The organism is Melioribacteraceae bacterium, assembly GCA_030584085.1.
GTDB lineage: Bacteria > Bacteroidota > Ignavibacteria > Ignavibacteriales > Melioribacteraceae > SURF-28.
Genome location: CP129490.1, coordinates 2,488,923 through 2,514,296, shown reverse-complemented (window position 1 = coordinate 2,514,296; position 25,374 = coordinate 2,488,923). Strand labels below are relative to the sequence as shown.

Sequence of the window (25,374 nt, the reverse complement as noted above, 5' to 3'; positions counted from 1 at the left end):
TAATGCAAACTCAAGATCAAAACTCAGCATTACGTAACCTTTCAGCACTTGTTGATTTCAGCAATCTTATAAATTCCAGTTTAGATGTCGAGTTCACGTTTAACAATCTTTTACTAACATGTCTAGGCAAATTTCATACAAGCCGCGGTTGTATAGCCATTAAAAGGAGCGATAACTTTTTAGAAATTAGATCATCGAAAGGATTAGTGAAGGAAACAATCAATAATTTCCCCGATGTTCGAATTAATGACTTGGATGAAGATAAGGAGTTCAAAGCATTTTTAACAAAGAATAAACTCGAACTTTGCCAAAGAATAATTTCTTCGGAAGGTGAAATCGGGATACTCATGCTCGGTGAAAGATTTGGAGGAAACGAGTATAGAGAAGACGATAAAAATTTCTTAAAAACACTTCTCAATATTGCCGCAACCGCAATTGATAATGCCTCATCAGTCGAAAAACTAAAAAATCTTAATCGGCAATTAGATGGAAAAGTTAATCAGCTAAGTTCACTCTTTGATTTAAGTAAAGAATTCAGCGGAATACTTGAGAGAGACATGATTGGAAAACTTTTAGTTTTTTCTATTATCGGTCAACTAATGGTTTCGAAATATGCTGTAGTCATTTGTGAAGGTTCGAAAATCGAATATCTTGAAAACAAATTTCCCGAGGAAAAATTATCCAAAGCATTTAGAGATTGTCTCCCAACAGAATTGAAAGAAGTTTTACAGAAAGGTGATATCCAAAAAAGATTCCCGATTTTGTTTGAAATTGGCATAACACTTTTAATTCCAATGCAGATTCAAGGCGAAACGAAAGGTTTAGTCTTGTTAGGCAGTCGTAGAAGCGGAGAAGAATTCTCCAAATCCGATATTGAATATGTATCCTCAGTTGGCAGTTTGGCAATTATTTCAATTGAAAACGCGAGATTATTTGAAGAGACAGTTGAGAAGCAGAAGTTAGAAAAAGACCTTGAATTGGCGAGGAATATACAACAGAATTTACTTCCTAATAAAATTCCGGTAATGAAAAACTATGAAATAGCGACATTTAATAAATCGGCAAGACAAGTTGGCGGTGATTATTATGATCTCGTTAAGTTGGATGAACATCGTGTCTTATTTGCTGTCGGAGATGTCTCGGGTAAAGGAGTTCAGGCTGCACTTTTAATGGCGAACTTGCAAGCATTTTTACAATCTGTTGCAAAACAGAACTTTCCGCTTGCTGAAGCGACTAATTTGATAAATGACCTTGTTTCGGGCAATACGACTATGGGAAGTTTTATCACGTTTTTCTGGGGTATTATTGATGATTCTAACAAAAAACTGACTTTTGTAAATGCCGGTCATAATCCGCCATTATTAGTAAGAAATAATGAACTTATAAAATTGAAAAAGGGCGGAATGATTTTAGGAGTCATGGAAACGATGATTCCTTATGAATCGGAAACTATCGAACTTAGCAAGGATGATGTTATAGTTTTATTTACTGATGGGATTACCGAAGCTATGAACAAGGATTTAGAGGAATATACTGATGAACGATTAGAAAAATTACTATCGAACATGGGTAATAATACTGCTAACGAAACGCTTGAAAAAATAATTGAAGATGTAAATATATTTACTGCCGGGGCAGAGCAATCAGACGATATAACATGTTTGGTTATAAAATATTTGTAGGTGAACAATCAGCAATTATTGGGAAAAATATCGAGATAGACTTAGAACTCCATTCTTTTATGCATTGGTGATTCTAGGCATTTTCAATTTCTATTTTACAATTGAGATCACTCCGCAATCTAACGATGAATGTCTTTGGATTCCTAAACAGATTGATAAAGAGACTAACGGAATCTTCTTTGATTTTGTAAAAGTTGATGGTGTTACTTGGGAAGCCGGAATAAGAAACGGAGATCGGTTATTAGCGATTAATGGTGTTGAAATTAGGAATACCGGAACAGCTCAATTCCTTTTAAATCAAATTGCGGCTGGTGATTCCGCCTACTACTTATATGAACGTAATGGCACTGAATACGAAGGTTATGTAGAGATTAAAAAGTTGCTGAACTTTGGTGGAGTTGCAATTATACTCAGCTCTTTAATCTGGTTAATTGTTGGATTTATAACAATCAAATCAAAACCTGATGGACAACTTCAAACAGTTTTTTATAAAGTTGGTATTTATTTTACAATTTATGCGGCTGGGACTTTATTAAATAATAATTTTAATTCTAATCCGATATTTGAATTCAATTTTTTAGTAATTCTGATTGGAATACTGTTTTTATTTGCGGCAAGTTATCTGCCGTTTAATGTAATTAAATTCTTCTGGATATTTCCCAAACAACTCCCTTTCGCAGAAAAAAGATTTATCAAAAAGTTTTTAATTTATTCACCAAGAATCGTTTTTGTTTTTGTATTACTCATAACTCTGCTTGTAAACTTTGGAATTCTACCGGCAAGACCAATCAATTATTCAATGCATGTCAATAATTTTCTATCATTCCTATTTTTATCATCAATTGCAATCGGATTTGTTTCCCTTATAGTTTCCTATATACGATTGCAAAAAACTGATGAGAAAAAACCGATTTTTGTAATTCTTGTTTCTTATGGTTTTGCAATCTTAGCAATAATTTACACAAGCACATTAGCAAATGAACTTGCAGAAACCATTTTTAATAATCCAGAATATTTTTTCCCAATTTTTATAGTCGCGGTGTTACCGCTTTCGTTTGGGTACTCAATTTTTAAGTATTCACTTATGGACGTAAGCGATGTAATCAAGAATGCAATTTTTTATGGAGTGCTTACTGTCTCGTTAGCCGCTGCATATTTTCTTGTGATTTACATTTTGGGATTGGGTATAAGTAGTGCCGTTTCAACACAATATCAAGGTATTATAGCTGGATTTATATTTGTTCTATTTGCTGTATTATTTCAAAACACTAAAGACAGATTCCAAGAATATATTACAAAGAAATTCTATCCGGAACAGTTTGCTTCACAAAAGATGTTAATGAAATTTAGTAGTGAAATATCAACAATTGTCGGAATGGAAAATATTCTTAACTCTACACAGACTATTTTTATCGATTCGTTATTAATAAAAAAATATGCTGTGTATCTTAAAGATGAAAATGAATCAAAATTTAATTTGGTAAGAAGTTTTGGAGTATTCTCTTTACCAAATGAATTTTATGAAAGCGACTCGTCTTTGCAAAATGCTCTCACATCTGATGATAAACTAAATATGCACAAAGTAATTGAACAAGAAGACTTCGAAAAAGTAATACCGCAATTACAAACCGAGTTAATTAGAGAATCGATTTATACTATCATACCGTTAATTGTGAAATCAAAAATCATAGGTTTATTATTGTTCGGGCTTAAACACTCCGGGGCAAGATTTGCCGGTAAAGATTTGGAATTATTAAACGCTGCGGCAAATCAAATCTCAATCGCATTAGAGAACGCAAGATTATATGAATCTGAAGCTGAAAAAATGAAAATTGAACGCGACCTGGAAAATGCGAGAAAAATTCAAGAGAGTCTATTACCAAAATCAATCCCGCAATTTTCACATCTTCAGATTGCCGGAAGTATGATCCCCGCGATGCATGTTGGTGGTGACTATTACGATATAATTCAGATTAATGAAAATAAAATAATGGTTGTAGTAGGTGATGTATCCGGTAAAGGTTTAGCAGCCTCGTTTTATATGTCAAAGCTACAAACAATGGTCAGATTATACTGCGATGAAAATTCTACTCCTAAGGAAGTGCTATCAAAGGTAAACAAATCAATTTATGAAAGCATAGAAAGGAATTGGTTTATTACAGTAGCTGTTGGTTTGTTTGACATCACGAAAGGTAAGTTGCGTTATTGCCGTGCCGGTCATATGCCATTGATTGAGACAAATAACCGAACTATAACTCACTATCAATCGCGTGGTATCGGGGTTGGATTAGAAAAAGGTGATATTTTTGATACGTCACTTGATGAAATAGAAATCAATCTAGTCAAAGATCACTCTTATATTTTTTATTCGGATGGAATTACTGAAACCATGAATAACACGAATGAGTTATATGGAATCAGCAGATTTGAGGAAACACTAAAAATAAATTCTTCACGAACCTCAGACGAAATTTTAAATACTACAATAAACTCACTGGCAAAGTTCAGAAAATCCTACCATCAGAATGATGATATTACAATGGTTGTTGTAAAATATTTGTAATGCTCATCAAGATCAAATTCGGATAATTTTTCTAATAGACATAATATTTATATCTTTAAAAATATTTCAAATAAATTATATGGAGGCCAAAGTATGCAGGAAATTTTTGATATTTTGAAAAACTGGGCTGAGGTATATATCTTAAAGATAATCGCCGCTATTGCTATTCTTGTGATTGGTAAAATTATTGCAGGAATGATAAAAAATTTTGTAAAAAAGTTACTTAACAAAAGTAATATGGATCTTACGATTGTATCTTTCCTGAGCAATCTTCTTTATGGATTATTGATAACACTAATAGTATTAGTTGCACTAGGGCAACTAGGTGTTGAAACCACATCATTCGTTGCAATTGTTGGTGCTGCAGGTTTAGCTGTCGGTTTTGCTTTAAAGGATTCCTTAGGAAACTTTGCTTCAGGTGTAATGTTGTTAATCAATAAACCATTTAGTGTCGGTCATTATATTGAGGCTGGTGGTACAGCAGGGACGGTACTAGAAATAAAACTATTTGCAACAAAATTAAAAACACCTGATAATAAAGTCATTTATGTGCCCAATGCAAGCGTCGTTGGCGGTAATATTACTAATTTTTCGGCTGAAGATACAAGAAGGGTTGACATGCAATTCGGTATCGGGTACAACGATGATATCGATAAAGCTAAGCAGATTATTCTCAAACTATTAAGTAATGATGATAGAGTGTTGAAAGATCCTAAACCGCAAGTTGTTGTTGGTTCACTTGGTGATAGTAGTGTAAACATTGTTGTTAGACCATGGGTTAATAAAGCAGATTATTGGGGTTTCTTTTTTGATATGACCGAAACTGTTAAAAAAGAATTTGATAATGCCGGAGTTTCAATTCCTTTCCCGCAGAGAGACGTTCATCTTTACCAGCAGTCAAAAAATTAAAGACAATAAAAAAACCCGAACAAATGTTCGGGTTTTTAGTAATCCATTAAAATACTTATTAGAACTGAATATTTTTCTTAACTTTGCTTGCATATTCTAAAACGAAAGGACTAGCAACAAAAATAGAGGAATAAGTTCCTATCACTACACCAAAGAATAAAGTAAAAGCAAATCCTCTAAGAACTTCTCCACCAAAGAATAATAAAACAGCTACAACAATTAATGTGGTAAGACTAGTAATTATTGTTCGCGGGATAGTTTTGTTTATTGCTTTATTAATATTGTCTTCCAGTGGTGCCGTTTTATGAATTTTAATATTCTCTCTAATTCTATCGAATACAATCACAGTATCGTTTATAGAATAACCGACAAGCGTTAGAAAAGCAGCTACAACGTTTACTGATATTTCGAGATTTAATCCCGGAATAACATTATAAAGAATTGAGAAAATTCCTAAAGTAATCAAAACGTCATGAAATAGTGCAGCAACCGCACCAAGAGCAAAGACAAATTTAAAACGGAATCCCAGATAAATCAGCATCACCACTAGCGCAAGTAAAACTGCAATTGTTGCGTCACGTTTTAACTCTCCGCCAACTTTAGGTCCAACGTTATCCTCTTTAAGTACTTTGAATTTATTATCTGGCATGTATTCAAGTAAATTCTCTTGAATCCAATCGGCAATTCCAACTCTAACGATAAGTTTTGAGTTATTTTCTTCTTGGTTAAATCTAATCGCTTGGAATCCGGAATTAGTTAACTTATCCGTTAGAGGACCAACGAGAAGTGGATCCGATATGGAATAAGTAACGGATGAAGATGTTGTATCTGTAATTTGATAAGTAAGATCGGGAAAATTCTTGCTGATTAAAGTTTCAACTCTTTCCAATACGCTTGGGAAAAGATCTGCCGGTATTTCTTGTAATTCTGACCTGATAAGTAAACCGGTTTCTCCGCCGAATGTTTTCACTTCTATATTTCCGAGTCCTAATCCACCTAAATAATCTCGAGCATCTCCAACTTCAATAGGTTTTTCGAATTCAAGCGCTATTTCAGTACCGCCTTTAAAGTCGATTCCAAACTCAATACCTTTGAATAATAAACTCAATAATCCAAAAACTAATAATACACCTGAAACTATATAAGCAATTTTTCTTTTACCGAGAAAATCAAAATTTGTGTTTTCAAAAATTCGCATTTAATAAAACTCTCCTAAATAAAGAAATATTAACCCAAGTTAACTTTCATGCCTTTTGCTGCCATAAGATCGAAAACGATACGAGTTACAACGAGTGCAGCAAACAATGAACAAGCAATACCAATCATTAATGTAAGCGCGAAACCTTGAACCGGACCGCTACCAAATTGATAAAGTATTACACCTGTAAAAAATGTTGTGATATTTGAATCGAAAATTGCGGAGTAAGAATTTGAATACCCGCTATCAATTGCAGCTCTGACGGTTTTACCGGTCGCTAATTCTTCTCTAATACGCTCATAAATAATTACGTTTGCGTCGACCGCCATACCAATCGTTAGAATGATACCGGCTATACCGGGTAAAGTTAAAGTTGCATTAAAACCGGCAAGTATTCCCATAATAAATAACACAGTAAAGAATAATGCCAAGTCTGCAATAGTTCCGGCTTTTACATAGTAGAAGATCATGAAGATAGCAACAATTACAAATCCGATAATTAATGAATTCAAACCCTGGCTAATAGAATCTTGTCCTAGTGAAGGACCTACTGTTCTTTCTTCAATAATATCAACCGGGGCAGGGAGAGCACCGGCTTTAAGTACAATTTCTAATAACTTTGCTTCTTCTAGATCACCAATTCCTTCAATAACCGAACTTCCGCCTGGTATTTTGTTTTGAATAGTTGGAGCCGAATAAACTACACCGTCAAGAACAATAGCACATCTTTTCTGAATATTTGCACCTGTTATTCTCGCCCATTCTCTCGCACCTTCAGCATTCATTTGCATATTTACAATCGGAGCTGTGGTTTGCGGATCGATGTTTGACTGAGCATCAACAATAACACCACCAGTTAATTCTGCTTTCTTATTTAATAAAAATAGTCTGAAAATATTTTCTCCACCTTCAACTGAAGCCGGTTTTGCTGAAAAAGCAAACTCAACATTATCGGGTATGATATTTTTAATTTCCGGGCGAGCTAGATAAGCTTCGAGTTTTGGTCTATCACTCTCACGTACAAATGCATCGGCAAAAGGACTTTGAGGGTTTATCATAGCGATTGCATAAAATGGATGCTCTCTTGCAAATTCTTCTTGAGTCATATCTTCAGCAGAAGTTGTATCATCTGATAAAGTGGTGTCTGTACTTGATTTTAAAGACTCGGCGAGTTTTGTATCGATTGAGTTCATTATTTGGATAGTAAGTTCTGACTCTTTTACAATTTTGAATTCAAGAAGAGCACTTCCTTGCAAAAGTCGTTTAGCATCTTCTTCTTTAGAAATGCCCGGTAACTCAACAATAATTCTTCTTGCACCTTGCTTTTGAATGCTTGGTTCAGATACACCATATTGGTCAACACGGTTTCGAATGATCTCGATAGCTCTTGTCACAGCATCCGATTCTTGTTCTTGCAAGTCATCAATAATATCAGCATCGTCTTGTCTAATCGACCCAAAATAACGGCTTAAACGAATATTGTTTTGTTGAAGTTTTTCTGCAAGTATAGATACTAAGTTTACTTCTTCAATTTTAGCTTGCTGTTCGGCTTCTCCCAATAATTCAAGAAACCTTTGATCGGGATCCTTTGCTAATTTTTCAAGAAGTTTAGCCGTATTAACTTCCATAACTAAATACATACCACCTTGCAAGTCCAAACCTAATTTAACACGTTTTTCTTTTGCGGTTCTGAAATCAGGTTTGTCTGCATAAATTTCATCTTCTTTTAAATTGACCAATCTAACCAAATCATCATCTGAAAGATTAGGGTTCGCTGTTTGCAGACTATCTCTAAACCTTTCTAATTGTGATTGTATAGTAATGGTGTTTTGCGAATCAGCATATGTGGGATAGAGTAGATAGAGACTTAAGGCAACGGCTCCCAATATGAGAATAATTCTAAATCTAAATTCTTTCATCCTGTCAATAAACCTTTAATTTAAGTGGATAATCTGATTTAAATTAAGACAACCAATATAGACAGTTGACCTCTAAAAATCAATTTAATTTGATGTTGTTATTCTGCTTAAGCTATTGTTTTATAAACAATTAACCCGGCATAAAGCCGGGCCAAATTATCAACGAAAATAGTAAACTACTCTCTAACCACCCAGGTTTTTACTGTACTTTGAACTTTTGGGTGAAGTTTAACATTAACTGTATAAATTCCGAGAGCTTTGATTGGTTCTGCAATTTCAATTTTGCGTTTATCTATTTCGTAACCTTTTTCTTTTAAAGAATCAGCGATCATCTGAGTTGTAACTGTACCGAAAATTTTATCTTCTTCGCCCACTTTAACGGGGATGGAGATTGAAACATTTTCGAGTTCGGTTGCAAGTTTTTGTGCTTCTTCAAATTCCTTAGTTTCTTTTTTAAGAATTTGTTTTTTCTCTTCTTCAAACGCTTTAATATTACCTTGGGTAGCTACATAAGCTATTTGACGAGGAATAAGGAAGTTGCGGGCAAACCCGTTTTTCACATCAACTATTTCACCTATCTCACCCAGCTTTTCGTAATTCTTTCTTAAAATTACTTTCATTAGTTTCTCCTCAATTACTTAACAGCTTCAGAAACGTATGGTAAAATAGCAACTTGTCTAGCACGTTTAATTGCGCGCACTAATTCACGATGTTGCTTTGCACTTAAACCGGTAATTCTACGAGGAATGATTTTTCCCTGATCGGTTATAAATTTCTGAAGTTGTTTTGAGTCTTTGTAATCGATATAATCATCAATTACGCGTTTTACTTTTTTTACTTTCATTTAATTTACCCTTTTTGAACTTATTTTTTATCGTCGTTATTCATCAAATCAGATTCTTCATCAGTCAAAAATTTATCAAACGAATTATCTTCATAGCTGGAGTCATCATCGTCACTAGCAGAAAAATCTCCATCTTCATTAGGTTTGTTAAACTTATTCAAGAATTGAATTCTTTTTGCTTTTATTTCGACGATAGTTCTATTTTTTCCTTCATCGGTTTTAAAGGTTCTGCTTTGAAGTTCACCATCAACAAGAACAGCGCTTCCTTTAAACAATCTTTCTTTGCAGCTATCAGCTAATTTATTCCAAGCAACAACACCAACATAGCATACATCTTCTTGCCATTGGTTGCTGCTATCTTTGTATCTTCTATTTACCGCAATGTGAAAATTTACTACGGGTGTTCCATTAGTAGTTTCTCTAAACACAGGGTCTTTAGTTAAATTACCTGCAACAACAACGCTATTTAATTCCGGCATTTTCAAATCTGCCATCATTTACCTCCAACTAGTCTGATGTTTGTTTATCTTCACTAACTGCTTTTTCTGAAACTTCGGCTTCTTTTTGTGTAGCTCTTTCTTTCATTTTTGCGATGTGTTCCAAATCTTCTTTGCCTAAAACTATTGTAAGATATCTTACAACAGTTTCGTCAAGACGATAAATTCTTTCCAATTCTGCAATTGTTTCTGACATTGCTTCAAAACGGAAAATTGCGTAATAACCACTTTTAGATTTTTGAATTGGATAGGCTAAGCGCTTGCGACCCCATTTCTCAATCTCGGATATCTCTGCGCCATTTGTTTTGAGGATTTCTTCTATTCGTGTTAAGGTTGATTCAATATGCTCATCTTCTAATGCTGCATTCAAAATCACAACACTTTCATAATGTCGTTTAGTCATCTATTCACCTCCCTTTGGACGTTTGGCCCACCGATTAATTCGGAGAGCAGGGTTTAAAAATATGACCTCAAATATAATACTATTTTATAAGCGGTGCAATAACTAGTGAAACTACCGCCATAAGTTTAATTAAAATATTGAGGGAAGGTCCGGATGTATCTTTAAAAGGATCGCCTACCGTATCACCAACAACAGCAGCTTTATGAGCTTCCGATCCTTTGGTGTATTTGAATCCGTCAATTTCGATACCGCCTTCAATTAATTTTTTCGCGTTATCCCAAGCACCACCAGCATTCGACTGGAAAATAGCCATCAAAACACCACTTGCAGTTACTCCGGCTAATAATCCCGCTAGCATTTCTTTACTAAAAAATCCAATTACCACCGGAACTGTAACAGCCATTAACCCTGGGACAATCATTTCTCTTATTGCTGCTTTTGTAGAAATTTCAACACATTTTGAATATTCTGCTTTAGCTGTACCTTCGCGTAAACCTTTTATTTCTCTAAATTGTCTTCCAACCTCAATTATCATTTCCTTAGCTGCTCTACCTACGGCACCCATTGCTAATGCTGAAAATAAGAAAGGTAACATGGCTCCGACCAACAGACCTCCCATAATTATTGGTTTTGCAAGATCGATTGTTATAATTTCGGCTTGTTGCATATAGGCTGAGAAAAGTGCCAGTGCCGTTAAAGCTGCAGAACCGATTGCAAAACCTTTTCCTATTGCAGCAGTTGTATTTCCAACAGCATCAAGTTTATCGGTTCTTTCTCTAACTTCTTTTGGAAGCTCCGCCATTTCGGCAATACCACCGGCATTATCAGAAATTGGACCATATGCATCAACTGCTAATTGAATACCGGTTACCGAAAGCATACCGAGAGCAGCAATCGCAATACCATATAGGTTTGCTAATTCGTATGAAACAATAATACTACCCGCTATAATAATAATTGGAAAAGCTGTCGACATCATACCAACACCAAGACCGGAAATAATATTTGTAGCAGCACCAGTAATAGATTGATTTGCAATTCCTTTTACGGGTTTTTTATCGGTACCTGTATAATATTCTGTAATCAAACCAATTGAGGTGCCTGCAAATAATCCGATAAGTGTTGCGAAGAAAATTCCGTTACTTGTATATTGAAATCCACCAAATTCCCATGAAGAGGGGAGAACGTTATGAATAATAAAATACGATGCAATGACCATCAAACCTGAGGCACCAAATTCACCAATGTTTAAAGCTTTTTGAGGATTACCACCTTCTTTAACCTTTACGAAGAATGAGCCCACAATTGATAAAATAATTCCCGCTCCGGCGATAAATAATGGCAAAAGTACGGCTTCAAGTCCCAACTCAGGAACTTCCGGGCTGGCGAATAATGCACCAAGAACCATTGTCCCGATAATTGCTCCAACATAAGACTCAAATAGATCCGCTCCCATACCTGCGACATCGCCAACGTTATCACCAACGTTATCGGCAATTGTTGCTGGGTTACGCGGGTCATCTTCAGGGATTCCTTCATAAACTTTTCCGGCTAAATCGGCTCCAACATCGGCAGCTTTTGTATAAATACCACCGCCCACTCTTGCGAACAAGGCTATTGAGGATGCACCCAGTGAGAAACCTGATAGAACATTTATGACTTTCCCGAGATCCCAATCGAGGTTGCTGTAAACAATAAACAGGACACTTAATCCGAGGATACCTAAGCCGACAACATTCATCCCCATAATTGCACCGCCTGAAAAGGCAATATTTAGGGCTGGTCCTAAACCTGTTCTAGCAGCGTTGGTTGTTCTAACATTGGCTTTTGTTGCAGCAATCATTCCAAGGTAACCGGCAAGGCCTGAACATAAGGCTCCGGCAATAAATGAGATTGCTATAATCCATGAAGAATCTTCTCGTCCGGAATTTGCAATCCCGAGTAATACTGCAACAGACACTACAAATACTGCTAAAACTCTATATTCTGTTTTTAAGAAAGCAATAGCACCTTCTTTAATGTGTCCGGCAATTTCAATCATTTTGTCTGTGCCGGCAGGTTGTTTATTGATCCAAACGTTTTTTGTATATGAGTAGAGAAGTGCAGTTAGTCCAAGGACAGGAATTACGAAAATTAACGAATCCATATTTTTCTCCTAGTTTTCCTCTCTTTCGTGTGGGGGTTCTTTTTGATTAATTTTATTCGAAAACTTACTAAAATGATCGGTCATATTTTTAATACCACCGATCAAAAATTCATCAATTATTTCGACTGCAAAATCAAAATTTGGTTTTAACTTGGTTAATTCTTCGGCCGAAAATTTACTTAATACGTAATCGGCTTGCAATCCTTCTTCAAATTCAGCACCGATCCCAAAACGCATTCTTGGAAAATTTTGTGATTGTAGATGATAGATAATAGATTCTAATCCATTATGACCACCACTGCCACCGCTTTTCCTAATTCTTAGATGTCCCATTCCAAGATTAATGTCATCAACAACAACTAATAAATCCTCGATATTGATATTATAATTTCTACAAATATCAATTGCGGCAAAGCCGGAATTATTTACATAAGTTGTCGGTCTGACAATTAGAAAATCATTTTCTCGAAACTTGCCCTCAACAAAAAGATAGTCGCTTTTTGAAGTCTTGTAAATTAGATTATTTTTTTCGAGAAATCTATCAATAATAATAAACCCGGCGTTATGTTTAGTATTAACATATTTGACGCCGGGATTTCCAATACCTATTACAGCTTGCAATAATAATTACTCGTCTGTTTCGTCTTCAGCTTTACCTTTTTTAATCACTTCAGGTTCGTTGATTTCTTCAGCAGATTCTTCTTCGGTTTCTTTGCTATCATCTACAATTTTCGGTGCAACTATTGAAAGGACGACAGCTTTTACCGGATTAAGAATTTTAACATTTTCGAAAGAAAGATCTGCAATTGTGATTGACTCTCCGAATTTTAAGTTAGATACATCGAATTCTAAATGTTCGGGGATGTGCCGCGGTAAACATTCTATTTGTAATTTATGCAATGTTTGTTGCAATACTCCACCTTCTTTAACCCCGACTGCAGTTCCTCTAAGGACTAATGGGATTTCGAGTTCAAGTACTTCACCTCTGGTAATACCTCTTAAATCAAAGTGAACAACCTTATCGGTTACCGGGTCAAACTGAATTTCTTTTAGAATTGATTCATGCATATCGGCAGAGTCACCTTCAATTTTTAACTGTATCAAGTGACTTTCAGATGTGAATACAAGTGGATTAATATCATTTTCTTCAACTAAAATGGGAATACCTTCCTGACCTTTAATATAGAAAACACCGGGCACTTTACCACTTTTTCTTGCTTGGTTAATTGCACCTTTAGTTGAAATCTCCCTTTTTTTTGCTTTTAATGTTACTTCAGCCATTTTATTTTATCTCCGTGTAATATACTTTTCTAACCTTTATCAATTTCAAAAAGTGAACTTATAGATTCATTTCTATAAGAACGAATAACCGCTTCGGCAAATAATTCTGCAACGGTTCTTACAACAATTTTTGAGCTCATTTTATCCTTGCTAAGCGGAATAGTATCGCTCACATATAGAGTGTCTAATTCAGAATCTTCTATTCTCTTTACCGCATCACTTGAAAGAACGGGATGGGTAATGGTTCCGTAAATATTTTTTGCACCATGTTTCTTAAGAGCTGAAACTGCCGATACGAATGTACCCCCTGTATCGATTAGGTCATCAATCAGTAGGACATTTTTTCCATCAACATCACCAATTACATGCATCACTTCAGCATAATTGTGTTCCGGTCTTCTCTTATCTAAAACAACAATATTTGTATTTAATCGTTTAGCATAAGAACGGGCTAATTTTATTCCACCCATATCCGGCGAAACCATAATCACTTCTTCGGCCATTTCCTTGAAGATAGAAGTGAAAACCGGACTTGCGTATAAGTGATCAAAAGGTATATCAAAAAATCCTTGTATCTGAGCAGCATGCAAATCCATAGTTATTATTCTATCGCAACCAGCTACAGTTAAAAGATTTGCAACAAGTTTTGCAGTAATAGCAACTCTTGGTTGATCTTTTCTGTCTTGTCTGGCATAACCGAAGTAGGGAATAACAGCAGTAACTCGTTTTGCGGAAGCTCTTCTTGCCGCATCAATCAATATTAACAACTCCATCAGGTGATCAGCAGGAGGATGGGTTGATTGAACAATGAAGACGTCTCTTCCCCTAATATTTTCTTGGTATTTTGCCCAAATTTCGCCATCACTAAATCGTTTTAAATCTAGCGTTCCCAAAGGCAAGCTAAGATAATTTGTTATTTTCTTAGCAAGTTCAGGATTTGAGCTACCGGAAAATATTAGTGGAGTAGATTCCACACTTTCCTCATCGTCTTCTAAAATATACAGATTTCAAATATAGCTAAATAGAAAAGGTATGTCAAATAAAGTAATTACAATAACTTATAATGAATAGAACTTTATTTCCTTTTTCGGAACAAGTAATAAAGCACTATTAAAATCACCAGTAAACTTGAGAAATAAACCCATTGTGGAGTCTCTTTTAAGCGAAAAGGACGATATGTTGCCGAAATCTTTTCACCGCTTCCTATTTCACTTAAGGAATAATCCCAAGTTAATTTGTTCCGTGATTTTGATTTTGCATTATGACTTAAAATTTCTCCTGGCAGATAATAAATAAGCGAGATTTTAAAGTCATCAGGTTTCAATCCAAATCCCGTTGCAAAAGGAAGTAGGTATTGTGAAAATATTTTAGTCTCATTTGGGCCGTCAACCAGAGAAAAATTTGCACCTTTGAATGCTCTAGTAAACTTTAGAGAATCAAAATTATTGTATTCCAATTCAACTTGAGCATGTATAGTAGAATCAGCATAATTTATAAATGTATTAATTCTCTCTATTGTGTTGTGTGGGGATGAAAATTCATTTCTAATGCTATCAGCATTAAAGATGTGTAGTTTGTTAAGCAAAACCGAATCTTTTTTGTCTTCCCATTTCATCCAGTAATGCACAAACATTTCGCCGCTACCGTCGGTCTTTATTGTTGTAATTTGGGTATAGTTTAGACATGATGTAAGCAGAAGTAATAAAATTGGTAAAAAGAAGAAAAATTTTTTCAACATGGAGATTAATGAATTTGTGATTAATGAGACCGAACCAAAATACTTGTTTTTTTTTTGGCTTCAAAGATATATTTTTACAGCGCTTAATTATGGGAGTAATAAAATGCCAACATATGAATATAAATGTCAGTCGTGCGGAAACTTATTTGAGTATTTTCAAAAAATTACTGAACAACCGGTAACAGTTTGTGAAAGTTGTGGTGGTGAGCTGAGAAAATTAATCAGCGGCGGTGCAGCACCGATTTTTAAAGGCAGTGGATTTTATCAAACCGATTATAAGAATAATGGTAACAAAGAAAAGAAGGAAATTAAAACAGTAAAGAAAGAAGAAACTAAACCTGTTGCTGCAGAAAATAAATAGGGCTGATTATTCAGTCCTAAGATTAAAAATCTAAACCGATTGAGAAATAATATCTAGGTGTTGAAAAAGCATCAACGTTGTAAGACCAAGCTACATCAATTCTCCACAAAAATATAAAGTAAACTCTAAAACCAAAACCAGTTCCAATCAACAGATCTTTTGTAATTGTATTACCTTCACTATTCTTTGTGAAAAATTGAAGTTGATCATTATTGTTCCATGCGGATCCAACATCAACGAATGCCGTTCCTAAAATGTTTTGAAAAAACAAAGGTAGTGGTCCCGTCAATAAATAACGAATTAAAGGCATCCTCAATTCTAAATTGAGAAGTGAATATTTAGTTCCAATTTGTTGGGCGTAATCATAACCGCGCAACGGTAAACCCGGTGTAAAGAAGGCGAAATCTTCAGGGTCTTCAATAGGAACTTCACCGGTGGCAAATTGTCTATTTACCCAATTATCTGTTCCACCGATAAAAAATCTTTGTGGATTTGCACCTGCAGAGTAACCTCCGGAAAATCGAATCGCAAAATGATTATCAAACCAAAATCTTAAGTACGTTCTATAATCCCACAACAGAGAATAGAAACTTCTAGAACCATCATCAATCCCGGGATTTCCAAAAAGTGTTAATTTATATCTTGTTCCTTCAATAGGGGAAGTGTATCCATACAAAACATTATCATGAACAAAACTTAGAGAAGGAATTACAAATGTTCTTTTCTTTGATGGTTCTCTGAAATCATCTAAGTTTTCTGATGATGTAGAAAACACACCTAAACTTCCGTCAATTCTATAAAATCTGTTTATAGGAAGACTAGCAGATACAATGCCGCCGAAATTTCTGAATCTAAATAAATCTGCACCACCCGGTCTAGACAGGTAAACAAATCTTGCGGTATGGAATCCTTCGATACCATAGTTTATTCTTTTGGGCAGATAATAATATGCCAAACCGTAATCGCTGTTTTTTAAATCAATTTGGAGACTAGTTATCCCAACCAATCTATGATTACCAAGCACATCACTAAAAGATAAAACAGTTGTACCGAGCACTCCGTACATAGTGCTGTAGCCAGCATTTGCATAAATAAGATCTGGTGAGAAATCAATTTTGTATTTATTTAAAAGAAAGTTTCCATCATCGTCTAATTTTTCTGAAAACATTTCCGCGCGCATCGATTTGGATGAAAGCGTATCAGAAGTTGCAACTGATTCTCCAAAAACAAATCTAGAATAATCAACTATTTCCTCATTTGTCGAATCTTCTTGAACATATTGCCCGGTAATAATTCGTGAACTGTCTTTGCTCTCAATCAAATTAATTTCTCTTTCCTCAACTAGTTTAACTTCAGAAGTCGAGTCAGTTTTCAACCTGGCTGTTACGAATGGATCAAAATGTTTGTAGCTTGATTCAATTAACTCCTTCATAAACTTTGTATACTTTAAATCGTCAACAGGCTTCATATCAAACGGGTTATTAAGCATAAAAATGTTATGACCGCTTTTATATAAGGATGAAAAAACTAACTTTTTGCCATCGGCGGATGTGGAAATCTGTTCAATTCCATTCAAAGAATTCGTCAGTGGATACGCAGGTAAATCTACGATTGTAGAAACTGAATCTGATTCATTCAGTGAAATACGTTTTCTATACAGGTTTGTTATACCGCTTCTATCTGAGACAAACAAAATTTCTTTACCATCTGGAGAACTTATTGCGGAAGTTTCATCGCTTAATTCCCAGTCGGTTAGACGAGTAATTTTTAATGATTTCGAATTGATGGCATACAAATCTAGCTGACGGAAATTGTGATAGAAGATATCTAAATTTTCTGGAATTTTAGTCGGATCAGTAAAGCGACCTCTATCAGATGAGAAAAATATGGTTTCATTATCAACCGACCACCGTGGATCCGATTCTGAAAAAATATCATTCGTTAGATTAAACAGTTCTTTTGTTTCAAGATTATAAACATATAAATCCGATTGAACAGCATTAGCTCCTACAAAAACTAGGTTGGTCCCATCAGAAGACCAATTAACGGACTCAATTCCATCTAATTCAAAAGGAAGTTCTGTGAATTCTTCTTCGTCTGTATCGAATGTATAAATTCTATCGAAACCGCTGCTCTTTAATGAAAGTGCAATAGTTTTATTGTCCGGTGACCATGTTAAAGAAGGGTACAGTATATTCAATTCTTCAAAATTTGGTGTTCTTCCGCTTTCAATAATCTTCTTTGTAATTTTGCCGGTATTGGCATCCATTAAATAAATGTCTAAATAAATATCTTGATCTGAGATAAATACTATCTTATCACCCTGAGGAGAGATTGCCGGACTTGTATAATAGAATCCGCCGTCTTTTGTATGATTTGTTAATCTTTTTGCAAATTCATCAGGATTTTGTTTGTGTTCAATTTCCGGCCAATATTGTTTTTTAAAATAATTTCGCCAGCGTTCATTCAATTCTTCAAAGTCTAATCCAATCGAAGCTTTTAATCCTTCTTGTAAACTTCCTGTTGATTGCGATTTGTGAAGTATTTCGCCTATTTTTTCTCGACCATAAGTTCTTGCTATATAAGCCATAACAGATTGACCGCCCCGGTATCCCCAATAACCTGATAAACGATTTATATCCGGTAAATTTTCATTCATAATGGCATCACGAATAAACATATCAGTGTTAGTTTCCCAACCGCTTGCTTCATATTCAGCCATTCCCTCATGATACCAGTGCGGCAGGTTAAGAGTTATATTTTTTGCAATTATGTTTTGAAGAGTTCCGCCATATAGCATATCTCGCATAACCGCATGAACTAGTTCATGATGTATGACGTGACGAAATTTATCATACGATCCTTCAAACGGGAATACAACTCTATTCTTAAATGGTTCGGTAAATCCACCAACACCTTGACTTAAGTAAGATCCAGTTGTATTTGTTTCTTGAAAGTCATTATGAGAATTATAAACGATAAGAGATATTCTATTATTTAATAGATAGTCAAAAGATTCTTGTATTGATTCTAAAGCTTCTTCAGCCGCCTTAGCCGTAAATTCGGCAATTTCAGTTCCCTCGGAAGTAAAATATATATCAAAGTGTTTAGTCTGAATATAATACCAATCAAATTCTTTGTATTGAACTTTATTCTGACCAAACTGTGCAATTGTTTGCATTGTAAGTGAAAGTAAAATGAAGACAGTAAATATTATACTTCGCATTGCTTTCCTTTTTTAGGTTAAAAATTGGAAGATTTTTATTAATTCAAAAGAGCAAAATCCGTCTCTCTTTTTGATTCATCAACTCTTATAAGTTTTACATTAATTTTATCACCGAGTCTATATTTTTTGCCGGTATCTTGTCCAATAATTGCATATTGTTTTTGATCAAATATATAGTAGTCGTCTTTTATATCTCTTAAACGAATTAAACCCTCGGATAGGTTTTCTCTCAATTCAACAAAAATTCCAAAATTGGTGATTCCGGAAATTATAGCTGTAAATTCTTCACCTATTCGATTCTTTAAGTACTCCATTTGTTTCAATTTTACGGACAATCTTTCGGCGTTAATTGCACTTCTTTCTTGAGCCGAACAGTGATCACAAATACTTTCAAGTTTTGCTGAGTTATATCCCGAATCTCTGCCATGCAAGTTATCAAATAAAATTTTGTGTACAATCAAATCGGGGAAACGTCTGATTGGTGATGTAAAATGAGTGTAATATTTAAAACCCAATCCGTAATGACCAATATTGTCCGTTGAGTAAACAGCTTTAGCCATAGAACGGATTGCAACTTCATTTATTAATGCATCGTCTGAAGTTCCTTCGACTTCTTCAAGTAATCTTTGGAACTCTTTTGATTTATTTGCAGCACTCGGTTCAAAAGTATAACCAAGTGATTTTACAAAACTTGCAAACTCCTTTAACTTTTCTTCATCGGGTAAGTCATGCACGCGATAAACAAACGGAATTGAGTTTTTCTTTTGCTTGTTTACGTGCGTCGCAATTACTTGGTTTGCAAGTAACATAAATTCTTCAACGAGTTTGTGACTGTCCTTAACCTCTTTTATTATTATGTCTGTTGGAACACCATTTTCATCAAGTTTGAAATTAACTTCAGGAGTATGAAAATTAATACTGCCTTGATTCATTCTTTTTGATCGAAGTTGTTTTGCAATTTTGTTTAGTAACGAGATTTCTTCAAAAAAATCACCCGAGTTGTGATCAAGAATTTCTTGCACTTCGTTATAAGTGAATCTGCGCCTACTATTTATAATTGTTTTAGAAATTTTGTAATCAATTATTTTAGTTCGTTTAGTCATTTCAATAACAACACTAAATGTTAACCGATCTTCATTCGGTACAAGTGAACAAATTTGATTCGATAATTTTTCCGGAAGCATTGGAATAACTGTCCCAACAAGATAAACACTGTTAGCTCTTTTCTGTGCTTCCTTAAAAATTGGTGATCCTTCGGTAACGTAATGAGCAACGTCAGCAATATGAATACCGATTAATAAATTTCCGTTGCTTAACTCTTCAACTGAAAGGGCATCATCAAAATCTTTAGCATCATCCGGATCAATTGTGAAAACAATTTTATCGCGAATATCCATGCGCGATTTAATTTCTTCTTCAGTTATATCAATTTCAGTTTTATTCGCCTGGTTAATTACTTTTGGAGGAAATTTGTAATTCAGGTTAAATTCTCTGGCTATGTTCATTATTTCAGCTTCATAACTTCCAGCTTTGCCAAAATTATCTTTTATTACTCCTTGTGGGTTTGCTGAATTATCATCCCAAACTATATCAGCCACTAAAACTTTGTCACCATTTTTTGCTCCATGCAAATCTTGCTTATGAATATATATATCGCGATGAAGTTCGGGTTGATCCGGAATCACGAAATAGGTCGAATTACTTTTAACCAATTTGCCGACAATTTCTTTATTTTTTCTTTCGATTACACGTAATACTTTTCCTTCTTTATTTTTCCCACGTTGTTTATCGAAAATCTCTATTTCAACAACATCACCATTGAGTGCATTACCTAAATTTCTTTCTGAAACAAATACATCTTTAATCGAAGAGTCGTTTAAAACAACGAAGGCATATTTTCCATCATCAATTATTTGTATTACACCATTATTTTTTTTCTGGGCTTGACTCAAATGAAGAAAATATCTCTTGCCTTCTTTCTCCAATAATCCCTCTTTGTAGAGTCTGAATAATGTTTCTTTTAATTTTTCATAAAGATGTGGTTCTCTCGCATTTAACTTTTTCGAAAGTTCGCGAGGTTTAATTTTAACAGATGGATGTCTTGTAAAAAATGCCTTTATTTCTTTCTTCATTAAAATTCGAACCTGTATTTTAATCCTAACTCAGTTATTTTATCATCAATACCAAAAGTTCGTACCAATGGATCTTTTCTTTCCAACCGAATTAAAAAGTTTGGATTGAAGAGGTAATCAACTCTTAGATTTGCTTTGTTAATATTTTGAAATAATTCGGTAGTTCCGCCAAAACTATACTTAAAATTAGAGAATCTGCCTGAAACGGCAAACTTGGTGTCTTCACCGGCTTGGCTAAGTTGAATGTTGTTGACAACATCACCGACTGCCGAGTTTACGAATCTTGTCAAGATTCCACCAAGCAACGATGCACCGGTGTTCACTCCAATTGTCTGATTTGCTACATCTTGTCTATTCTGTGCACTTAGGTCAGCTTTAAACTGATTAACCAAAACGAAGGAAACCGCATCAGAAGCATCGTATCTTTCATCCGGAATGTTATTCTCAATATTTCTCGTTCCAACATAAACCGAAATATTATCGGTATGACTAACAAGGTTTGTACCCAATTCGCTAACCGGTCCTTCTAATCTCAATTTCACCGCGACTTCTTCGCTGGTTGTGCTGTTCGGAGGAAGATAATCACTTCTATAAGTTGCAACAACATTCAAATATGGATCTGTAATTTCAGTCTCAAAACGAATTGATCCTTCGGCTTCAAATGTTTTGAAATATTCTAGCTTAGAACCATCTAGCAAATTAAAGGAACCTTGAGCTAATGTTCTGCCTTCAATACTTTCAAATTTGAGATTACCCAGGGCTTCGACACTAAGTTTTTGATTTAACGCTTGAGCAAGAACGATTTCCAATTTTACAATATTCGCCGTTTCGATGTTCAATTTATAATCAAAATTCAATTCCGATTCAGATATGGGTTCCCTGTTTCGTGATGAGGATACTATTTCTTCTAACTGTTGCTGAATTCTATCTATGTTTGTTGTGTCTTCGATAAAAGTATATTCATATGTTGTTCCTCCTTGGTAGCCCGAGGATTCAGCAATTAAAGTTAAATCAGTGTTTATTAATCTCACATCTGCTATTATCGAAGCACCGCTTGAATTGTATTCAAAAATCCAATCACCATTAGTTCCGATAAAAAGATCACCGTAAATCAATGGCTGCACACTGCGAGATCTGTTACCAAGAACAGCCAAGTCGCCATTTATTTTTAACACAACATTATTCGGAATAAGATTTTCGATGTCTCCTGATCCCTTTATATTCATTGTCCCAGCGTTTGCAGTACCGCCTGCATTTATAATAGACAATTTTTCGATATTGAATTTATCGCCTTGTAGTGTAATTAGAGTATTAATCTCATAATCCAAATTATTAAGTGTAGAGTTAAAGCCACCATTGGCAAGTGTTATACTGCCTGCTAATTTTGGATCTGCTAGTGTACCTTCAATAACAATATCTGTAGTTAGTAAACCTTTTTGATTTTTAATTTGCGGAAGAATATTACCTAAAGCAGACAGATTAAATTCCTCAGATAAAATTCGAATTGAAAGAGAATCTTTTTCATTAAAACGTTCACCTTCAAGTTGGTAGTTAAGATCAATAGGAACAGTACCAGTAATTTCAAGATTTGGTATCGAATCAGTTTTTTGAGGATCGATGAAATAAGAATCAATGTTAATCAATTTATCAAAATAATTTATTTCACCGTATAAGTTGCCGAAATAAGTACCGCCATATGTAACACTATCAAGATTGACTGTGAAATCAATAACGGGATCTGAAAAAGTACCGGAGAAATCACCATCCACATTAAGGTTGGCATTAAACAGCGGAACGTTTTCGCCGGTAAGTAATCTGCTTAATAAAAGTCCATCTAAATGCTTAATATCAGTATGAAGATTTTGTCTGCCGTCGTTATAAACAATCCCGTTAATAAATACGGCTGCCGCTCCACTATAGATTGAGAAGTCTTCAATGTCGAGGGATTCTCCTGGTTTGATATTTAACTTAATTGGACGAAGATTTTTCCAATATGTTTGGTTGTATGTGAGTTCTAAATTGTTTAGATCAATATCTTGTGAGTAAGGTGAAATCATGTAATAACCATCGGTCGCAATCAGTATTTTTTTGTCAAAGAAGGATTCTAGGTTGAAGAACATTTTGTTCTGATTGAATATTACGTCGAACTTAATATTCTCTAAATCGAAACCGGAATAGATTCTATCGCAATTCAATGAAATAGCGCCAAACAGATCTTCAAATTTTAGCGAAGAGTTATCTCGTGAAAATTTAAAATCTGTTTCAAGATCGGAAATGTAAAAAACATCATCACCTACAGTCAGCAAATAATCAATATATAAATCTGTATTAATCGAAAAATTATCCCGAGTATTGCTCACCGATCCTGATCCTGAACCCGCGATATCAAGTTCTTCATCAAGTAAAATAGAAATGAGTTCGAAGTCTTTGAAATTAAATGCGAAATCGAAGTTTAACTCTTTCGAAATTATATCCTCGGGAATTTCCTCGAGCACAATTGTCGAGTCCGGTTTATACAGCGGACTTAGCTCTTCAATCTTTTCTGATGAAATCTTTGCAATAATTGCCGCTTCATATGATAAAACATCAATTGCATTTTCCAAAGAAAAATCTCCTGTAATTGTGAAGTCAACAAAATCAGAATCAAGGTAAATATTTCGTTTATCATCAGTCTTTACAATTTGAAGAGAAAGTTTAGCTCGATCAATTACTTTTGAACTATACCTAGAAGAGTCCATTCTAAGATTGAACATGCCATATAAAGAATCTAGGTTAAAGTGGTGGCCGTTTGCATCAAAGTAAAAGTTAAGATCAGAATCGTATTCTTCATTGTTTAAAAAGCCGGCTAAGTTTAGTTCGGAAATATTTCCGTCAAAATCATATCGGGGTTTATCTGATTCGGAAAAATTTAGAAATCCCACCGTTGAAATTTTTGCAGAGTTAACCAAACCATTAATATTCAGTTCGACATTCTTTTTAGAAGCAGTACTTGAGAGTTCAATATTTTCCAATTTATAATCAGAGTAAGTTGAATTAGTTATTTTTAGATCAACAACCGACTCCAATTCCTCAGGTGAAACACCGGAACCAACAATTTTTGCATCAATATTCAATGATGACGCTTCACTAATAATCGGTGCCAAATTAATTCTTGAGGTTTTTAGCTTAATATCATACTTCATTGGATCGGAATCAAGATTCAATGAAGCAACAGTTTCAATCGATCCTTTATTTACATCAGACTTAAGATCGGCAGTAAAATTAGTAGGAGCACCTTTAAAAGTAATATTCAAGTTTTTCAATTCGATTTCTGAAAAGTCCGGGAAATCTACACCCGGTAAAAGTGAAACCACATCTTTGTAACTGGCATAAGAATTAAAAATCTCGACATCTATTAAAAGCTGATCGGGAATATGAAGGTTACTAACTTTACCTTTTGCTTGTACTAAAGTTTTTTCGGTTTTAAGTGATAAACTCTCAAGGTTCAAATTACCATAAGGGCCATTAGCTTTTAAGTAAACATCTACTTTGTCACCTAATAAATTTGTAACCGGTAAGAATGATGACAAATCATCAAAGACAAATGGTGATAAACTGACTTCAACATCCGCCGGTGCATTTTTAAGTTTTTCAAGGGAGAATTCGTTAAAAAAATCTACTTTGTTTAACTTAGCATCAATTCTTATATCCGAATCATCTGAAGTCAATCTGAAATTACGAACAATTGCATCTTTATTTTGATAAACAAAAATTCCAGAAAATTCCTTTAGCTTGAATAACTCAACATTCGGATCGAAAGAAAGTTTTTTAAGGTTTAGACTGTAGTTGTTATTTGCTATATCTAAGATTGCTTTAGCAGAAAAATTAAAATTATTTATTACCAAGTCGTCAAAGTCGATATACCTATATACATTTGTGTTTCCTCGATTCTCATAAGTTTGAACCACAAATCTCATGTTTATTAAATTGAGATCATTAATTTGTATTAAAAAGGGGAATGATGATTCGTTTTCACTTTTGGTCTCATCTGAAATCATTTCCTCCTCAGTTTCCTGTTCTGATAGAGTTGCTACATTCCATAGACCATCCTCATTTTGAAGTAAGGAAAGTTGTGCATTGTTAACGGCAATTTCACGTAAAAGAATTTTCCCAATCAATAATTCAAAAGGATTTAGTTTTATTTCGATATTGTCAGAGTAAAAAATTGAATTGTTTGATGAATCGGAGAGCGCAATATCTCTAATTGTGATAGTTGTTAAAATTGTCCCTTCGATCTTACCAATATGCAGGCGCCCATTGATACTGCTGTTTACATTTTCAACAATTGTCTCGCGGAGATATTCGCGAAAAGTAGAAGTCTGACTTATACCGAGAAATAATACTATAAGAACTATCAAAACGACAACGATAGATATAAATACGTTGACGATCTTGTGAAACAAAGATCTTTTTGTTTGTCGTTTTGTCTTTTTCAA

At 34.5% G+C, this 25,374-nt stretch carries 18 protein-coding genes; 4 read left to right on the top strand and 14 right to left on the bottom strand.

Going from position 1 to position 25,374, the window contains the following annotated elements:
• Positions 1–2: 2 nt before the first annotated feature.
• From QY331_11535 to QY331_11525, 3 genes are all read left to right on the top strand, one after another.
• Positions 3–1,682 (top strand): SpoIIE family protein phosphatase, encoded by a 1,680-nt coding sequence (locus QY331_11535; GenBank protein WKZ68580.1) that lies wholly within the window; start codon positions 3–5, stop codon positions 1,680–1,682.
• 67 nt (positions 1,683–1,749) lie between these two features.
• Positions 1,750–4,245: a SpoIIE family protein phosphatase gene (locus QY331_11530; protein WKZ68579.1), complete on the top strand. Its 2,496-nt coding sequence runs from the start codon at positions 1,750–1,752 to the stop codon at positions 4,243–4,245.
• A 93-nt stretch (positions 4,246–4,338) separates the two neighbouring features.
• Positions 4,339–5,154, top strand: coding sequence for a mechanosensitive ion channel (locus tag QY331_11525; GenBank protein WKZ68578.1), 816 nt, complete (start codon positions 4,339–4,341; stop codon positions 5,152–5,154).
• 58 nt (positions 5,155–5,212) lie between these two features.
• Here the strand turns inward: QY331_11525 and secF are convergent, their stop codons facing one another.
• The 11 genes from secF to QY331_11470 all read right to left on the bottom strand — a co-directional run bounded on the left by secF (position 5,213) and on the right by QY331_11470 (position 15,180).
• On the bottom strand, positions 5,213–6,352 hold the full coding sequence (gene secF / locus QY331_11520) for a protein translocase subunit SecF (protein WKZ68577.1): 1,140 nt from the start codon (positions 6,350–6,352) through the stop codon (positions 5,213–5,215).
• 29 nt (positions 6,353–6,381) lie between these two features.
• A complete protein-coding gene (secD, locus tag QY331_11515; protein WKZ68576.1) occupies positions 6,382–8,271 on the bottom strand; it encodes a protein translocase subunit SecD in 1,890 nt (629 codons plus the stop codon).
• Between the two features lie 176 nt (positions 8,272–8,447).
• Positions 8,448–8,891, bottom strand: coding sequence for a 50S ribosomal protein L9 (rplI, locus tag QY331_11510; GenBank protein ID WKZ68575.1), 444 nt, complete (start codon positions 8,889–8,891; stop codon positions 8,448–8,450).
• A 14-nt stretch (positions 8,892–8,905) separates the two neighbouring features.
• On the bottom strand, positions 8,906–9,115 hold the full coding sequence (gene rpsR / locus QY331_11505; protein WKZ68574.1) for a 30S ribosomal protein S18: 210 nt from the start codon (positions 9,113–9,115) through the stop codon (positions 8,906–8,908).
• 20 nt (positions 9,116–9,135) lie between these two features.
• The gene (locus QY331_11500; protein ID WKZ68573.1) at positions 9,136–9,609 is read right to left on the bottom strand and encodes a single-stranded DNA-binding protein; all 474 of its coding nucleotides are present in this window, start codon (positions 9,607–9,609) and stop codon (positions 9,136–9,138) included.
• A 13-nt stretch (positions 9,610–9,622) separates the two neighbouring features.
• Complete coding sequence (gene rpsF / locus QY331_11495) at positions 9,623–10,015, bottom strand: 30S ribosomal protein S6 (GenBank protein ID WKZ68572.1); 393 nt, start codon at positions 10,013–10,015, stop codon at positions 9,623–9,625.
• A 79-nt stretch (positions 10,016–10,094) separates the two neighbouring features.
• Positions 10,095–12,161: a sodium-translocating pyrophosphatase gene (locus QY331_11490; protein WKZ68571.1), complete on the bottom strand. Its 2,067-nt coding sequence runs from the start codon at positions 12,159–12,161 to the stop codon at positions 10,095–10,097.
• Positions 12,162–12,170: 9 nt separating this feature from the next.
• Positions 12,171–12,782, bottom strand: a complete 612-nt coding sequence (pth, locus tag QY331_11485; GenBank protein WKZ68570.1) for an aminoacyl-tRNA hydrolase — start codon at positions 12,780–12,782, stop codon at positions 12,171–12,173.
• A gap of 6 nt (positions 12,783–12,788) precedes the next feature.
• Positions 12,789–13,442, bottom strand: coding sequence for a 50S ribosomal protein L25 (locus QY331_11480; protein ID WKZ68569.1), 654 nt, complete (start codon positions 13,440–13,442; stop codon positions 12,789–12,791).
• A gap of 29 nt (positions 13,443–13,471) precedes the next feature.
• Positions 13,472–14,416, bottom strand: a complete 945-nt coding sequence (locus tag QY331_11475; GenBank protein ID WKZ68568.1) for a ribose-phosphate pyrophosphokinase — start codon at positions 14,414–14,416, stop codon at positions 13,472–13,474.
• A 101-nt stretch (positions 14,417–14,517) separates the two neighbouring features.
• A complete protein-coding gene (locus QY331_11470; protein WKZ68567.1) occupies positions 14,518–15,180 on the bottom strand; it encodes a hypothetical protein in 663 nt (220 codons plus the stop codon).
• Between the two features lie 103 nt (positions 15,181–15,283).
• Between QY331_11470 and QY331_11465 the strand changes: the two genes are divergently transcribed.
• Positions 15,284–15,541 carry a zinc ribbon domain-containing protein gene (locus QY331_11465; GenBank protein ID WKZ68566.1) on the top strand — a complete coding sequence of 86 codons (258 nt, stop codon included), beginning with the start codon at positions 15,284–15,286 and terminating at the stop codon, positions 15,539–15,541.
• A 22-nt stretch (positions 15,542–15,563) separates the two neighbouring features.
• Here the strand turns inward: QY331_11465 and QY331_11460 are convergent, their stop codons facing one another.
• Genes QY331_11460 through QY331_11450 form a run of 3 tightly spaced genes read right to left on the bottom strand, consistent with a single transcriptional unit; the run spans position 15,564 to position 25,374 of the window.
• The gene (locus tag QY331_11460) at positions 15,564–18,767 is read right to left on the bottom strand and encodes a peptidase MA family metallohydrolase (GenBank protein ID WKZ68565.1); all 3,204 of its coding nucleotides are present in this window, start codon (positions 18,765–18,767) and stop codon (positions 15,564–15,566) included.
• Between the two features lie 38 nt (positions 18,768–18,805).
• Positions 18,806–20,899 carry a ribonuclease R gene (rnr, locus tag QY331_11455; GenBank protein ID WKZ68564.1) on the bottom strand — a complete coding sequence of 698 codons (2,094 nt, stop codon included), beginning with the start codon at positions 20,897–20,899 and terminating at the stop codon, positions 18,806–18,808.
• On the bottom strand, positions 20,899–25,374 hold the full coding sequence (locus QY331_11450; GenBank protein WKZ68563.1) for an AsmA family protein: 4,476 nt from the start codon (positions 25,372–25,374) through the stop codon (positions 20,899–20,901). The genes rnr and QY331_11450 overlap by 1 nt, the downstream gene beginning before the upstream one ends.